The 14,011-nt window shown below is 32.2% G+C and carries 15 protein-coding genes; 8 read left to right on the forward strand and 7 right to left on the reverse strand.

The features are described from left to right. Positions 1 to 10 precede the first annotated feature (10 nt). On the forward strand, positions 11 to 1,300 hold the full coding sequence (gene odhB, locus A4G25_RS02195) for a 2-oxoglutarate dehydrogenase complex dihydrolipoyllysine-residue succinyltransferase (RefSeq protein WP_047131097.1): 1,290 nt from the start codon (positions 11 to 13) through the stop codon (positions 1,298 to 1,300). A gap of 272 nt (positions 1,301 to 1,572) precedes the next feature. Here odhB and A4G25_RS02200 read toward each other — a convergent pair whose 3' ends face one another. Next, a complete protein-coding gene (locus tag A4G25_RS02200; RefSeq protein ID WP_047131098.1) occupies positions 1,573 to 1,752 on the reverse strand; it encodes a hypothetical protein in 180 nt (59 codons plus the stop codon). Between the two features lie 169 nt (positions 1,753 to 1,921). Here A4G25_RS02200 and A4G25_RS02205 point away from each other — a divergent pair, with 169 nt between their 5' ends. The 5 genes from A4G25_RS02205 to brnQ3 all read left to right on the forward strand — a co-directional run bounded on the left by A4G25_RS02205 (position 1,922) and on the right by brnQ3 (position 7,356). Further along, positions 1,922 to 2,737: a VOC family protein gene (locus A4G25_RS02205; RefSeq protein ID WP_047131099.1), complete on the forward strand. Its 816-nt coding sequence runs from the start codon at positions 1,922 to 1,924 to the stop codon at positions 2,735 to 2,737. 29 nt (positions 2,738 to 2,766) lie between these two features. After that, positions 2,767 to 2,970: a DUF6501 family protein gene (locus A4G25_RS02210; protein ID WP_041613113.1), complete on the forward strand. Its 204-nt coding sequence runs from the start codon at positions 2,767 to 2,769 to the stop codon at positions 2,968 to 2,970. 90 nt (positions 2,971 to 3,060) lie between these two features. Then, complete coding sequence (locus A4G25_RS02215) at positions 3,061 to 3,852, forward strand: ATP-binding protein (RefSeq protein ID WP_047131100.1); 792 nt, start codon at positions 3,061 to 3,063, stop codon at positions 3,850 to 3,852. A 12-nt stretch (positions 3,853 to 3,864) separates the two neighbouring features. Further along, positions 3,865 to 5,754 (forward strand): vWA domain-containing protein, encoded by a 1,890-nt coding sequence (locus tag A4G25_RS02220; RefSeq protein ID WP_047131101.1) that lies wholly within the window; start codon positions 3,865 to 3,867, stop codon positions 5,752 to 5,754. A 258-nt stretch (positions 5,755 to 6,012) separates the two neighbouring features. Next, positions 6,013 to 7,356, forward strand: coding sequence for a branched-chain amino acid-like transporter carrier protein BrnQ3 (brnQ3, locus tag A4G25_RS02225; protein WP_047131102.1), 1,344 nt, complete (start codon positions 6,013 to 6,015; stop codon positions 7,354 to 7,356). A 48-nt stretch (positions 7,357 to 7,404) separates the two neighbouring features. Here the strand turns inward: brnQ3 and A4G25_RS02230 are convergent, their stop codons facing one another. From A4G25_RS02230 to A4G25_RS02245, 4 genes are all read right to left on the reverse strand, one after another. Beyond that, positions 7,405 to 8,325 (reverse strand): diacylglycerol/lipid kinase family protein, encoded by a 921-nt coding sequence (locus A4G25_RS02230; RefSeq protein WP_047131103.1) that lies wholly within the window; start codon positions 8,323 to 8,325, stop codon positions 7,405 to 7,407. Between the two features lie 128 nt (positions 8,326 to 8,453). Next, positions 8,454 to 9,581, reverse strand: coding sequence for a toxic anion resistance protein (locus A4G25_RS02235; RefSeq protein ID WP_047131104.1), 1,128 nt, complete (start codon positions 9,579 to 9,581; stop codon positions 8,454 to 8,456). 20 nt (positions 9,582 to 9,601) lie between these two features. Then, the gene (locus A4G25_RS02240) at positions 9,602 to 10,219 is read right to left on the reverse strand and encodes a 5-bromo-4-chloroindolyl phosphate hydrolysis family protein (RefSeq protein ID WP_047131105.1); all 618 of its coding nucleotides are present in this window, start codon (positions 10,217 to 10,219) and stop codon (positions 9,602 to 9,604) included. A 15-nt stretch (positions 10,220 to 10,234) separates the two neighbouring features. Next, positions 10,235 to 10,504 (reverse strand): acylphosphatase, encoded by a 270-nt coding sequence (locus A4G25_RS02245; RefSeq protein ID WP_047131106.1) that lies wholly within the window; start codon positions 10,502 to 10,504, stop codon positions 10,235 to 10,237. A 158-nt stretch (positions 10,505 to 10,662) separates the two neighbouring features. On the opposite strand from A4G25_RS02245, the gene msaA reads away from it, so the two are divergent. Both msaA and cspA read left to right on the forward strand, forming a co-directional pair. Then, positions 10,663 to 10,971, forward strand: coding sequence for a regulatory protein MsaA (gene msaA, locus A4G25_RS02250; RefSeq protein ID WP_047131107.1), 309 nt, complete (start codon positions 10,663 to 10,665; stop codon positions 10,969 to 10,971). A gap of 350 nt (positions 10,972 to 11,321) precedes the next feature. After that, positions 11,322 to 11,522, forward strand: a complete 201-nt coding sequence (gene cspA / locus A4G25_RS02255; protein WP_015900294.1) for a cold shock protein CspA — start codon at positions 11,322 to 11,324, stop codon at positions 11,520 to 11,522. Positions 11,523 to 11,669: 147 nt separating this feature from the next. Here the strand turns inward: cspA and lysA are convergent, their stop codons facing one another. Together lysA and A4G25_RS02265 are read right to left on the reverse strand one after the other, a co-directional pair. Then, positions 11,670 to 12,932, reverse strand: coding sequence for a diaminopimelate decarboxylase (gene lysA, locus A4G25_RS02260; protein WP_047131108.1), 1,263 nt, complete (start codon positions 12,930 to 12,932; stop codon positions 11,670 to 11,672). A 1-nt stretch (position 12,933) separates the two neighbouring features. Continuing rightward, positions 12,934 to 14,010 (reverse strand): alanine racemase, encoded by a 1,077-nt coding sequence (locus tag A4G25_RS02265; protein WP_047131109.1) that lies wholly within the window; start codon positions 14,008 to 14,010, stop codon positions 12,934 to 12,936. Position 14,011: the final 1 nt, after the last annotated feature.

Here is a 14,011-nt window from a genome sequence, read left to right on the forward strand (position 1 = left end):
GGGAAATAGTATGTCTGAGATTACAGTTCCAGAGTTAGCAGAATCTATTACGGAAGGTACAATTGCTGAGTGGTTAAAAAATCCAGGTGACTCAGTAGATAAAGGTGAAGCAGTTGTTGAATTAGAAACTGATAAAGTAAATGTTGAGGTCGTTTCTGAAGAAGCAGGTGTAATTCAAGAATTATTAGCAGAAGCTGGAGATACAGTAGAAGTTGGGCAAGCAATTGCAACAGTTGGGGAAGGCAGCGGAAGCCCATCACAATCATCTTCTGAAGATAAAAAAGAAGATACTTCTTCTAAAGAAGACACTTCTAAATCAGAAGAAAAAACAGAAGAAAAATCACAACCAGCAGCATCAGAATCTTCTTCTAAAGAAGAAAGCAGTTCAAGCAGTGATCAACGCGTTAATGCAACACCTTCAGCACGTAAATATGCACGTGAAAAAGGTATTGATTTAAGCGAAGTTGAAGCTAAAAATTCTGATGTTGTTCGTAAAAACGATATTGATCGTAAACAACAAGGCGGACAATCAAACCAAGGTAGCCAAGCTTCTAAATCAGAGGCTCCTGCCAAAAAACAAAATCAAGAACCTACTAAACCAGTTGTACGTGAAAAAATGTCACGTCGTAAGCAAACAGCTGCTAAAAAATTATTAGAAGTATCTAATAACACTGCAATGCTTACAACATTCAATGAAGTAGATATGACAAATGTTATGAATTTACGTAAACGTAAAAAAGAACAATTTATCAAAGATCATGATGGAACAAAATTAGGATTTATGTCATTCTTCACTAAAGCAGCAGTTGCAGCATTGAAAAAATATCCTGCAGTTAACGCTGAAATCGATGGCGATGATATGATTACTAAACAATTCTATGATATTGGTATTGCTGTATCTACTGACAATGGATTAATTGTACCGTTCGTACGTGACTGTGATAAGAAAAACTTTGCTGAAATTGAAAGCTCAATCGCAGACTTAGCTGTTAAAGCACGTGATAATAAATTATCACTTGGTGATTTAATGAATGGTTCATTCACAATTACAAATGGTGGTATTTTCGGTTCAATGATGTCTACTCCAATCATTAACGGAAGCCAAGCTGCTATTTTAGGAATGCATTCAATCATCACTCGTCCAATCGCTATCGATAAAGACACTATTGAAAACCGTCCAATGATGTACTTAGCATTAAGCTATGACCACAGAATTATTGATGGTAAAGAAGCAGTTGGATTCTTGAAAACAATTAAAGATCTTATTGAAAATCCAGAAGATTTACTATTAGAATCTTAATCTTAAACTTAATAGATGTTATAAACGTTGATACGACGGCTTTTATAGTCGTCGTATTTTTATACATAAAACTGAATACAGCCAAATGGTATTAAAAAGATATTATAACTTTGCTCGTAGAATACAAAATTTATAAAAGGGAAGTTCAGAAGTTTAAATACTGAGCATAATTCAAGAAGAGCTTATTGTGAATATCGATTAATAATATACAACGTTTCAACAATATAAAATAAAAAACAGCGACAAAAAATTGTCGCTGTTTTAATATTTTGTCACATAACGTTATAAACGATTAATTCAATTACTGCTAATATTATAAAAACAATACACAGTACACCATAATGTGATTTTTTTAGCCTAGCATTTTCTTTAATTGTGCCAGTAAAATACATAATACCAGAATATGCGGCGACTAAAACTGTAATCGCAAAGAGTATCATAAAGTTTACCATGCTACTCATCTCCTTTATTTAGAGCAATACTCAATGTCCACTTTAATCTATTATATTACTATTATACCTTTAATTCTAAGGTTCTATTCAAATAATCATCTCATCATATAAAAATTAACTCAAATAAGTTATAATGATTAGGAAAACATATAAGAAGGTGTGGGGTATTATGGCAGGATTACGAAGTGTTACAGTTGGTACGCAAAATTTATCGGAAACCATCAATTTATTTCATGATGTTTTAGGCTTGAATTATGAAGAACAAAGTTCAAAAAATGCAGTTCGTTTTGGAGATGCTGATTTAAGTCCTGGTACACGAATCCATTTTATTGAAGTGCCAAATTATACAGCTGAAACAAATCAAGTACTCAGTTTTGGCCTGAGAACACCGACTGATTCAGGTCTAGAAGAATATCAAGAGATTTTAGATTCTCATGATATCAAGCACGGTGAGATAATTGAAATGAACAACCATAAGCATTTTGAGTTTAAAGACAATAATGGTCAGTTTATTGATATATATTCTAATGAACATAATAGTGGAGTCCCGTTAGGAATGCCATCAGAAAACAGTACTGTTAATCCGCTTCATCAAGTACAAGGTTTAGGTCCCGTCATTATACAAGTAAATGAATTATTGCTAACGACTTCAATTTTATCTCAAGTATTCGGCCTAGAACATTTTGCTGAATACGCACCTACAACTGATGCCGATTTTAAAGTACAAGTGTTCCGTTTAGGTGAAGGCGGATTAGGTGGGGAATTACACATCTTTGAAGCAGCAGAAAATATACCACTTCCTGAATACGGTGCAGTTGATCAAATTGAAATCAGTATCGATTCTAAAGAACAATATCGTAAAGCACTGCAACAATTAGAATCTATAGGTATTCCATACCAAACACTGAAACAAGATGATTCAGAATCACTTAGAATCACAGAAAATAGTGGTTTATCATTTATTTTTACACACGAAAAAGCTTAAAATTACCGAAGAAAGGAATGTTTGATATGATGTTACACGAAACATGGAAAGATAAAGAACCAATTAAGAAAGTAGAAGTAATTCACACAGACGCAAAGAAATTTACCGTTTCTGATATGCTGACAGTTGGAAAACAATATGATGTCATCAATGAAACTGAAGAATATTATCAAATCATTGATAATTCAGGAAAAGTCGGCGGTTATTACAAAGATTACTTTAAAGAAGTATAATTTAAAAATAATAATTATATAAAATAAAGAGACTAGGGCTTATTTCAATGCCCCGGTCTATTTTTTAGTATTCATAAAGGAGAATGAATGATGGAACAACACCAATACATTAACTCAGATCAGTCAGTATTCGGCGATGCTTATTCAATGATGCGATTGAATAAAAACATTTTACTAAAAGGCCCTACAGGTTCTGGTAAAACAAAATTAGCTGAAACATTAAGTGAAAAAGTCAATGTTCCAATGCACCAAGTAAACTGTTCTGTAGATTTAGATGCTGAAAGCTTACTAGGATTTAAAACAATTCAAACAAGTGCTGATGGTAATCAAGAAATTGTTTTTATAGATGGTCCTGTAATTCAAGCAATGAAAGAAGGGCACATTTTATATATTGATGAAATCAATATGGCAAAGCCAGAAACATTACCAATACTAAATGGTGTATTAGATTATCGTCGTAGTTTAACGAATCCATATACAGGAGAAGTCATCAAAGCAAAACCTGGATTTAATGTCATTGCTGCTATCAATGAAGGTTATGTTGGGACACTTCCAATGAATGAAGCTTTAAAAAACCGCTTTGTAGTCATCCAAGTTGACTATATTGATGGCGAAATTTTGAAACGCGTTATCAAAGAGCAAAGTTTATTAGAAGACGAGCAATTAATTTCTAAAATCATTGCATTTAATGAAGATTTACGCACTATGTCTAAACAAGGGCAAATATCAGAAGAAGCTGCAAGTATTCGTGCACTAATCGACTTAAGTGATTTAGCTACTGTAATGCCTATTGAACGTGCAGTTAAACGTGCAATTATTGATAAATTAGAAGATGAGCGTGAACAACAAGCAATAATCAATGCAATCGAATTGAATTTCTAGTGAGGGATAATTATGAGCAATCGATTTATCAAATTTAATGATGAAATCTTAGATGCTAAAAAAGTAATGATGCTGCAAGATTTAGCGCGCTTATTATTGAAAAATAATCAAACTCATGTAAAAATCCAAAAATTTCCTTACTATGACCCTATTAACAATGAACTCATTGCGAGTGTTTTTTGGACGCATCGTCCAAGTCAAATTGAGATTACAGGTTTGAAAACAGACGTACTGCTTGCAACTTATGGATATCAACTCATGGATGAATTTATTGTGAATGAAGTATTGGATAATACAGAATTCATACATCAAAGTTTCTTCCAACAAATTTTCAAGTTGCTTGAAGATATGCGCGTATTAAATGCAATTAAGCGCATTCGTCCAAGTATGAAAGAAGCGATCGAGATGAGGAAACAAATTCGTCTCAACTTTACAGAATCTCAAATTAACGTATATCGTACTAAAACAACATATACAGATTTAATTTTTTTATACTTGGAAAAATCTCTTTTAACAGAAGATTTTTACGATGTTCCATCAATACGTCCTGATTTAGATCCTATTATTCAAAATATGTATCTTTATTTACCGAATTTCTTTATGAATTATACTTCTGAAGATAATAAATATTTAGCCGAAAGAATTTGTTTTCAGTTGGATGAACTTTTAGATGAAGATATGCTAAATGAATACTATCATATCCCTCGTAAAGTATATAAAGAATTACAAGAACAAACTTTTGAAGATTTGAAACGAACAGATGCAAGTAATGTGGATGGTAATGACAGTTCATCTGAAGAAGATGATATAGCAACTGCAGAAGCTGAAACAAAAGCTGAGGATTCTAAATCTCAAGGCGGCGCATATTTGGAAATGGAATTACATGAAGGTGAAAATAGTGAAGCTGTGAGTGACAATGATACAGCGCGTGAAGGTGATGCCTCAGATGATATGACAGATATGACAGCTAAAAAAGGTAAAGGATCAAATGATACAATTGATAATCAAGAAGGCGGTCAAACAGGCGGCAATCAACCTTTTACTTTACGTGGTATAAATGAAAATGTTGAAATTAAATGGAATGTTCCTGAAATTTTACCAGAATACATTACAGAATATCACGAAGTGCATAAAGATGTGCAAATTGAAATTAAGGACTTAACACAAATTATTCAAAAAACTATCGATAGGGAACAAATTGATGCACGTTATAATTTAACAAAAGGACGACTGCAAAAAGACTTGATTAATTGGTTTATTGATGACCAATATAAAATGTTTTATAAAAAACAAGATTTAAGTCGTTCATTTGATGCTACATTTACTTTGCTTATAGATGCATCTGCGAGTATGTTCGATAAAATGGAAGAAACAATTAAAGGTGTTGTACTATTCCATGAAACATTAAAATCATTAAATGTTAAACATGAAATATTAGCATTCAATGAAGATGCCTTTGAAGCCGATGATGAAAAACAACCTAATATTATAGATGAAATTATTGATTACGATTATTCAACTATTTCAAAAGACAGTCCGCGTATTATGGCTTTAAAACCGCAAGATGATAATCGTGATGGAGTAGCGATACGTGTCGCGAGCGAACGACTCTTACAACGTCCACATCATCAACGTTTTCTAATTATCTTTTCAGATGGTGAACCATCTGCTTACAATTATGATCAAGATGGTATTATCGACACTTACGAGGCTGTAGAAGAAGCTAGAAAATATGGCTTAGAAGTCTTTAATGTATTTTTAAGTCAAGAACCAATTACTGAAGATATCGAAACAACAATCCACAATATTTATGGTCAATATTCATTATTTGTAGAAGGTGTTGAAAATCTGCCAAGTCAGTTGTCACCACTTCTAAAAAAATTGTTGCTGAAATCTGTATAAATGATACAATAATTAATTGTGATATGATTCTATGCACAGATAAGAATGATTATGAGAATTCTTATCTGTGTTTTACATTTTCTTATAATTATATTAGTATGCAGCTCTCAATAAAAAAACTTGAAACCAAGCGTTGTTAAACATTAACACGTTCGATTTTTAAATTTTCAGAAAGTTTATATAGATTTCTGAAAACCTGTATGCTAAAATTAAACAATATTATTTAAGACTTTATCGTAATAGAAGGAGCACATAAAAATGAATAAAAACACATGGATTATCGGGTTTACCTTGTTTGCTATTTTCTTTGGTGCCGGAAACCTTATTTTCCCACCTAATTTGGGTTTAGATAGCGGTCATTATTTCTGGCCAGCAATTCTAGCATTTGTCATAACAGGTATCGGATTGCCTTTATTAGGTGTGGTAGTAGGGGCTTTAGACAAAGAAGGATATATCGGATCTTTTAATAAAGTTTCACCTGTTTTTTCAGTAATTTTCTTAGTAGCAATCTACTTAACAATCGGACCGTTGTTCGCTATTCCGCGTACAGCTTCAACATCATTTGAAATGACAATCACACCAATTACACATAGTCATAGTCCCATCGGATTATTTATATTTACAGTAATCTATTTTGCAGTTGTACTATATTTATGTTTAAGTCCTGGTAAAATGGTTGATCGTATCGGTTCATTGTTAACACCAGTGCTATTAATTACAATTGTAGCTATGATTATCAAAGGCTTTGTAGATTTCGGCGGAAATCCTTCAAGTCCAGGATCAGAAGCTTATACTTCAAATCTTGCAGGTTTTGGACAAGGTTTCACTAATGGTTACTTAACAATGGATGCTATTGCAGCTATTGCCTTTTCTATGATTGTAGTCAATGCAGTTAAGTCAACAGGTATTACACATGCTAACCAAATTTTTAAACAAACAGCAATGGCTGGAGTGATTGCTGCTGCAGGTTTAATGTTCATCTATATTTCATTAGGATTTATTGGAAACCATATGGTGGTTTCAGCAGCAAAATTAAAAGAATTGACTGATGCAGATCAAAATATCGGTACTTATCTTTTAACAACAATTGCTAGCACAGGATATGGTGAATTCGGTAAATACTTATTGGGAATTATTGTTGCACTTGCATGTTTAACTACAGCTTGTGGACTTGTAGTGGCAGTAAGTCAATATTTCCATAGCATTATTCCTAAGATTTCTTACAAAACTTATGTAGTTGTATTTACTTTAATTAGTTTGGTACTTGCAAATATGGGATTGAACCAAGTTATCTCATTATCAGTTCCAGTATTAAGTATTTTATATCCAATCGGTATTACGACAGTATTGTTGATTTTAATGGCACGTTTTGTTCCAATGAAACCTATTGTGCAGCAATTTACAATCAGCGTTGTAACAATCGTTTCAATCATCAGTGTTGCAGTTGCAAATGGATGGATCCAATTGAATGTATGGAAAAACCTTCCTTTAGTTGAACACAGTTTAGAATGGTTCCCAATTGCAATTTTAGCTTTAATTATCGGCTATCTAATTAGTCTAGGGTTTAAAAACCAAAAACCAATCGTTTATGAAAAAGAATAATTATATCACTTAAAAAAGCTGGCTTTCTCAATGAAGGCCAGCTTTTAATTAATTATTTACATCAATATAGAGTAATTTGACTTTATCTTTTAATAGTTTTATATCAACTGGTGTATCGAACATAATTTCACCATCTATATCTATTTTAGTAGAAGGGTGTGTTTCCATTTTCATTTCATCCGTCGTGATTAATCTGATATTTTCCGTAATATCGTTCCATCTCAAACTATCTTTTACTTGGAAAAAGTCCTTAATCAAACTCATATTATGATTCTTGAAAATGAAGATGTTCATTTCACCATCACAAGGGGAAAGATCTTCTAGTGGAATTCTACTTCCTCCAACGTAGTTGCCATTAGCAATTAGTATCATAGAAGTTTCACCTGAATACTCCTCATTATTTGCTTTAATCGTATACTGATACGTTTCTGGGTTAGCGATTACTTTTAATGTTGTAAAAACATAACTGAATTTCCCTAAAATCCTTTTTTTGTTTGCATCTACATTTTCTGAGTTTTGAACCATCATACCGATTCCTGCAAAATTCAATGCATACGTATCATTTACTTTTAATACATCAAACGACTTGATTTTAGAATTTAATAATTCGTTTGCAGCTGCAGGTGTTCTAGGGGAGAGGTTAAGGGTCTTAGTAAAATCATTAAATGTTCCCCCAGGTATTATTCCGATCGGTATTTCTAAATCATTACGAGCTACACCATTTACCAATTCATTTACTGTACCATCTCCACCTAATACAAAGAAAACATCATAACTAATTCCGTTTTGTTTTTCTATTAAGTCATCACAAAATTTAGCAATATCTCCTTCTTCTTTGCTTAATTTCAAGGTTAAATCATCGCACATTTGAGTTAGACATTCAGTAACTTGACCTAAGGATTTATACAAGTTACCTTGTCCTGCTGCTTGATGATAAAATAGTATACCTTTATGAAAATGTTGAGCCATATCGTCGTACTCCTTTATTATCCGTTCTGTTATAAATACCCAATGAGCATATGTGCAAACAGAATCATGAACTACTCTACAAAAAAACGATTATCCTTAATTATAGGGATAACCGTATATATGATTGCTTATTGAATTTTATTATCTTTCATCGTTAGCAATCTTTCTTTCATATCACTTTCAAGATGTTGTAATTCTTTTTCTGCTTGTTGACGTTTTTCACGTCCTTCAGCTTGAATTTGCAATGTTTGCTCAACTGTTTCAATGATATTTTCATGTGTAGATTTTAATGTTTCAATATCAACAATTCCGCGTTCGTTTTCAACTGCTGTATCAACTGCATTTTGTTTTAAAAGCTCAGAATTAGCAGTGAGCAAGTCATTGGTTGTGTCTGTTACAGCACGTTGTGCTGACATTGCTTGTCTTTGTCTCATCAATGTTAAAGCAATTGCCATTTGATTTTTCCATAATGGAATACTTGTTAATATTGAACTTTGAATCTTTTCAGCCAAAGTTTGATTCACATTTTGAATCATACGAATTTGCGGGGCAGTTTGTAAAGATATTTGTCGTGATAGCTGTAAATCATATATGCGCTTATCCAATCTATCAGCAAATTGCTCTAAGTCTGCCACTTCTTGAATATCCATTTGATTTCCAGATTCATAAGCTTTTTTACGTTTTTCTGGCAATTCTTTTTCTAAAATATCTTGTTTCTTTTCTTGTGCAGCAGCAATATATAAATTCAATTCATCAAAATAATCTTTATTTTGATCATATAAACCATTCAATAATTGAATATCTCTATTTAATGAATCTTTGTGATTTGTCAATTCTATAGAAATACGATCTACTTGTGAACCGACAGATTGCATTCTTGAAAAAATCTCATTAGCTGATGCTTTAGCACGTTTAAAGATTTTTTTAATAAAAGAATCTTTGCCTTCTTTGAAATCATCTGGTTGTACTTCTTTCAATTTAAGCATTAATTGATTTAAAGTATCACCGATAGGGCCAGTGTCTTTAGATTTAACTTCACTCAACATTTTGTGAGAAAACTGAGACATACTAGATTGTGCATTAGAACCGAATTTCATCAATGAATCATAATTCAACGGCTCAATTTGATTAGCTAAATCATGGATTTTTTGTTGTTGTTCTGGTGTAAACTCTTTATTAGATTCTACTAAAGTTTGGTCTGTACTGATGTCATTTTCTAATTGTGGATGATTCGGTATATCTTTTTCATTCGGCATTTAAGTTTCTCCTTTCGCTTTTATTTACGATTTTGCTCTATTCTATTCATTTCCATTTCAACATCTAGACGATTATAATCATCTTCGTTCAATCTTTTCAAATCAGCAACCAGTGTGCGTTTTACTTCATCTAAGGTAATACGTGTTTGTTCTAATTTTTGTTTTTCTTCTTTTGATTTTCCAGGCATCCTTGAAAGGCGTGTATAGCTTTCAATTAAGTTCAGTGCATTATCTAAATGAGAATAAAAAAAGCTATCTACAATAAAAAATTTTTGTGGTTGTTGTTTCACTGTGAAATAAATAGTTCGTGCTAAACGATGAATTTCATTTACCTGTTTAAAATCTTTAATTGAACGAACATTTATGAAAGAACGCAGAAGTTTACGAATTTTAATTTGTGCATTTCCTAATTGATGACGCACAAAACGAAAATCTCTGCGAGTTAACCCGATTTCTTTTAAATATTGTTTAGATGTTAGCAATTGAGTCGGTACATATAGTGCAAAAAATGCTGCTATACCAATACCAAAATCATATATAAATGATATATCGAATGCATATAAACTTGTGACCCAAGCGACAATTGCAGCTGGAACTCCTATAAGCGTTCCATAAATTCGAGAAATGTAATATCTCAATTTACATCTTCCTTTTTAAATAGTTCTGAATCTTTTTAAAGATGAATCTATATCTAGTTGTTCTATTTTATAATCAGTTACTTTTGAAGCAGGGGAAGCTCCTTCAATGACAGCTTGAGTAAATTGTTCTAATTCATTCTCTTCACCTTGTGCAAATATTTCTACATATTGCTCAACATTTTGAACTGTTCCCACAATGTTATATTTTTGTGCAAGACGTTCGGTAAAATATCTGAATCCTACACCTTGAACTTGTCCAAACACTTGAATTTTTCTATGTTGCATAAGATCACCTCTTTTTTATATTATACGAATTTTTAGGGGAAAATCCTAATATTTACTACAACACTATAACTTTTGTTGCTCAGTTCACATTGCTTGAAATTATTTTTACGAAAGTTAAAATTAAATAGAAAAGTTTTTGACTGGAAGGGGATTTAGTCATGTGGACTGTAAATAAAATCAGAGCGGATTATGAAGGTTGGTGGTTGTTTGATGATTGGAGAGATTTAATCACTGAACAATATCAATTCTCTTCTTATGAAGATATGGTAAAAAAATATAAAGAATTAATTTGCTGGTCCAAATTAAAATATGACAATTTTGTAAAAGGAAAATATAACATTTACGCTTTTTACAATAATTGTGATATGAGATTTTGTGAGGATTGCGATGAAGATATGCAAATATTTTATAGTTTCATTGTTTTATGTAATGATGAAGTTTATTATGACCTTCCAATTATTGACTAATTAATTTTTACTATTTGTATTGCATTGGTAAGGCGAATAGACTATAATTGGTCTTAAGCAATAGTATTATTCCATATTGCAAAGAATATTTAGCTCAAACATATATAGAAACATACTGATAGCATTACTTTTGCATTTTCAGCAAGGGTGGTATCGTACGATTTATAAATTGTTGAGTCAATGACAGTTAATTATCCACCTGTAGCTTATACATAATACAGTTGAGAAGTGATTTTTAACAAAGAAAGATCTGCACAATACTTGCGATAAACAGAATCTGAATTTTTAAGTATTTTTTGTAATATGCGAATAACGCATATTGAATTTTAGTCTTGGAGGTTTCACAAATTATGAAACAAGGTACAGTTAAATGGTTCAACGCTGAAAAAGGATTCGGTTTTATCGAAGTTGAAGGAGAAAACGACGTATTCGTACACTTCTCAGCAATTAACCAAGAAGGTTACAAATCATTAGAAGAAGGTCAAGCAGTAGAATTTGAAGTAGTTGAAGGCGACCGCGGTCCTCAAGCTGCAAACGTTGTTAAACTATAATTAATAGATTACTTTTATTGATTATCACTTAAAACACTTTACGCTAGTAAAGTGTTTTTTATTTTGCCTTCAATACTACTAAACTCATAAGCAATTAAAAAACTGAGATAGCAAATTTTAAATCAACTATCTCAGTTTATCTATTCATTATTTAGTGTCGTTAATGATTAATTGTCGTAATGATTGACGTTTAATAACTTCTCTTGCTTTTCCATCCTTGATGAAGAATACTGATGGTTTCTGCATTTGATTATAATTTGAAGCCATAGAATAATGATACGCACCTGTTGAAAGAATAGCTAAATAATCTCCGCGATGAACAGATTCAGGGAGTTTAACATCACGTGCAATAATATCCCCAGATTCACATAGCTTACCAGATATCGTAACTGTATCGTTTGCAGGTTCTTCGCGATTTACAAGCAAAGCATCATACTTAGCTCCATATAATGCAGTACGAATATGATCGCTCATCCCTCCATCAATTGATACATATTTATTTACACCCGGTATTTCTTTGATTGTGCCTACTTCATATAAAGTAACACCTGCTTCGCCGACAATTGAACGTCCTGGCTCGATACCGATTGTTGGAAGAGGGTAGTTGTTTTTTTCAGCGATATCTTTTAATGCATCTGTAATTTCTTTAATACCTGTTTCAATTGGGAAACTTACATCACCTTCAACATAGTGAATACCAAATCCTCCGCCAATATTTAACAAATCAACTTCTAAATTTAAACCTTTTAGCCATTGAATTACAATATTGGAAGTTTCAATCATTGCGTCTGTACCTTCAATTTGTGAACCAATATGGAAGTGAATCCCTTTTAAATTTAAACGTTTGCTTGAATTAATATTTTGAATGGCTTTATCTGCAAGACCATGTTTAATAGAAAGACCAAATTTACTGTCTTCTTGACCAGTTTGGATAAACTCATGAGTATGTGCTTCAACGCCAGGGTTAACGCGTAAAACAACGTCTACAACATCAGAAGCATATTTATCGATTAATTCAATTTCCTCTAATGAATCAATAACAAAGTATCCAATTTTATTTTCTAAAGCATATTGGATTTCATGCTTTGTTTTATTGTTACCATGAAAATGGATATGCGATGGATTGTAGCCAGCTTCTAAAGCTGTATAAAGTTCACCTTCAGAAACAACATCTAAATCTAGACCTTCTTCTTGTACTAATTTCACCATTTGAATACATGTAAATGCTTTTGACGCATAAGAAATATTATAATCAATACCACTTTTGTCAAATGCTTCTTTATAGCGTCGCATTTGATTGCGGATTTGATCTTCATCATAAACAATAGTAGGCGTACCGAAACTTTGAGCAATCATTTTTAAGCTTGTGCCGCCCATTGTCAATTCGCCGTTTTTATATTCTACAACCATTTTATCTGATCTCCTTTATTAAAGAATCATGGTTTAGCGCGCTTAATTGCTCAGAATTCGCGCCGACCCCTTTAAACGTATATTCATCTATACGCATATCTTCATTATATAATACGACTTCGTCTTCTGCAGTAACTGAATCATCTACAGCTACAAACATATGACTCATCATCAACGCTTTAATCGGGTAGCGTTTACCATTGATTATAGCTTCATGTTTTGCTCTAGTTCGTAATACTCCATCTCCATATCCAACATCAACTACAGCAAGTTTTGTATGATCTTGTTCTACTTCATAAGCAAAACTATATCCGCAATATTTGCCTTTTTGAACATCTCTCACTTGAATAACATTTCCTTTAACAGTAAGCGATTGTTGAATTTGGTCTTCTGATAATTTGCTGTATGGACGAGAGCCATATAAAGCGATACCTACACGCCCATGTGTATGATTGGGTAAAAGCTGTTGATTTTCACGATAAAAAGCTGCACTATTTTGTGCATGTATTAATTCAAATTCGTATCCTTCTTCTAAAAGTGAATGAACAATATTCAACCATGCTTCTTTTTCAATCTCATATTCAGGTACATCAAATTCATCAGCATACCCAAAATGTGTCCAAATACCTGAAATTACCATTTTATCATCACTTTTATTTTGTTCATGATCTTGAAGTACTTCTTTAAATTCATCTAAATTTCGCAACCCAGAACGATGTAAAAGATTTTCAAATTCTAAATGTACATGAATACCTTTCAAATCTTCTTTATATTTATTATAGAAATTCAAAGAGGGGAGGGTCATATGAATTTCATTATTGCGCACTGTATCGAAATCATATACAGCATTCATTAAAAAGATAGTTGCTTTAGGCGCTATTTTTCTGATTCTAACTGCTTCTTTCAATGAAGTTGTGCTAAACGTATCAATACCAGCTTCTTGAAATGCTTTTACAGAAAATTCCAATCCATAGTTATAAGCATTGTTTTTAACAACTGCCATTAAATTTTGATTTGCTTTTACTTGTTTTGCATTATCAATAAATTTCTTTCTATCAACTGACCAAACTGCTGTCATA

The sequence above is a fragment of the Staphylococcus condimenti genome (assembly GCF_001618885.1).
GTDB lineage: Bacteria > Bacillota > Bacilli > Staphylococcales > Staphylococcaceae > Staphylococcus > Staphylococcus condimenti.

What these genes read in the sequence shown, in the direction of transcription:
- odhB (WP_047131097.1), top strand. Translation starts at nt 11, where the DNA reads ATGTCTGAGATTACAGTTCCAGAGTTAGCAGAATCTATTACGGAAGGT.
- A4G25_RS02200 (WP_047131098.1), bottom strand. Translation starts at nt 1,752, where the DNA reads ATGGTAAACTTTATGATACTCTTTGCGATTACAGTTTTAGTCGCCGCA.
- A4G25_RS02205 (WP_047131099.1), top strand. Translation starts at nt 1,922, where the DNA reads ATGGCAGGATTACGAAGTGTTACAGTTGGTACGCAAAATTTATCGGAA.
- A4G25_RS02210 (WP_041613113.1), top strand. Translation starts at nt 2,767, where the DNA reads ATGTTACACGAAACATGGAAAGATAAAGAACCAATTAAGAAAGTAGAA.
- A4G25_RS02215 (WP_047131100.1), top strand. Translation starts at nt 3,061, where the DNA reads ATGGAACAACACCAATACATTAACTCAGATCAGTCAGTATTCGGCGAT.
- A4G25_RS02220 (WP_047131101.1), top strand. Translation starts at nt 3,865, where the DNA reads ATGAGCAATCGATTTATCAAATTTAATGATGAAATCTTAGATGCTAAA.
- brnQ3 (WP_047131102.1), top strand. Translation starts at nt 6,013, where the DNA reads ATGAATAAAAACACATGGATTATCGGGTTTACCTTGTTTGCTATTTTC.
- A4G25_RS02230 (WP_047131103.1), bottom strand. Translation starts at nt 8,325, where the DNA reads ATGGCTCAACATTTTCATAAAGGTATACTATTTTATCATCAAGCAGCA.
- A4G25_RS02235 (WP_047131104.1), bottom strand. Translation starts at nt 9,581, where the DNA reads ATGCCGAATGAAAAAGATATACCGAATCATCCACAATTAGAAAATGAC.
- A4G25_RS02245 (WP_047131106.1), bottom strand. Translation starts at nt 10,504, where the DNA reads ATGCAACATAGAAAAATTCAAGTGTTTGGACAAGTTCAAGGTGTAGGA.
- msaA (WP_047131107.1), top strand. Translation starts at nt 10,663, where the DNA reads ATGTGGACTGTAAATAAAATCAGAGCGGATTATGAAGGTTGGTGGTTG.
- cspA (WP_015900294.1), top strand. Translation starts at nt 11,322, where the DNA reads ATGAAACAAGGTACAGTTAAATGGTTCAACGCTGAAAAAGGATTCGGT.
- lysA (WP_047131108.1), bottom strand. Translation starts at nt 12,932, where the DNA reads ATGGTTGTAGAATATAAAAACGGCGAATTGACAATGGGCGGCACAAGC.
- A4G25_RS02265 (WP_047131109.1), bottom strand. Translation starts at nt 14,010, where the DNA reads ATGACAGCAGTTTGGTCAGTTGATAGAAAGAAATTTATTGATAATGCA.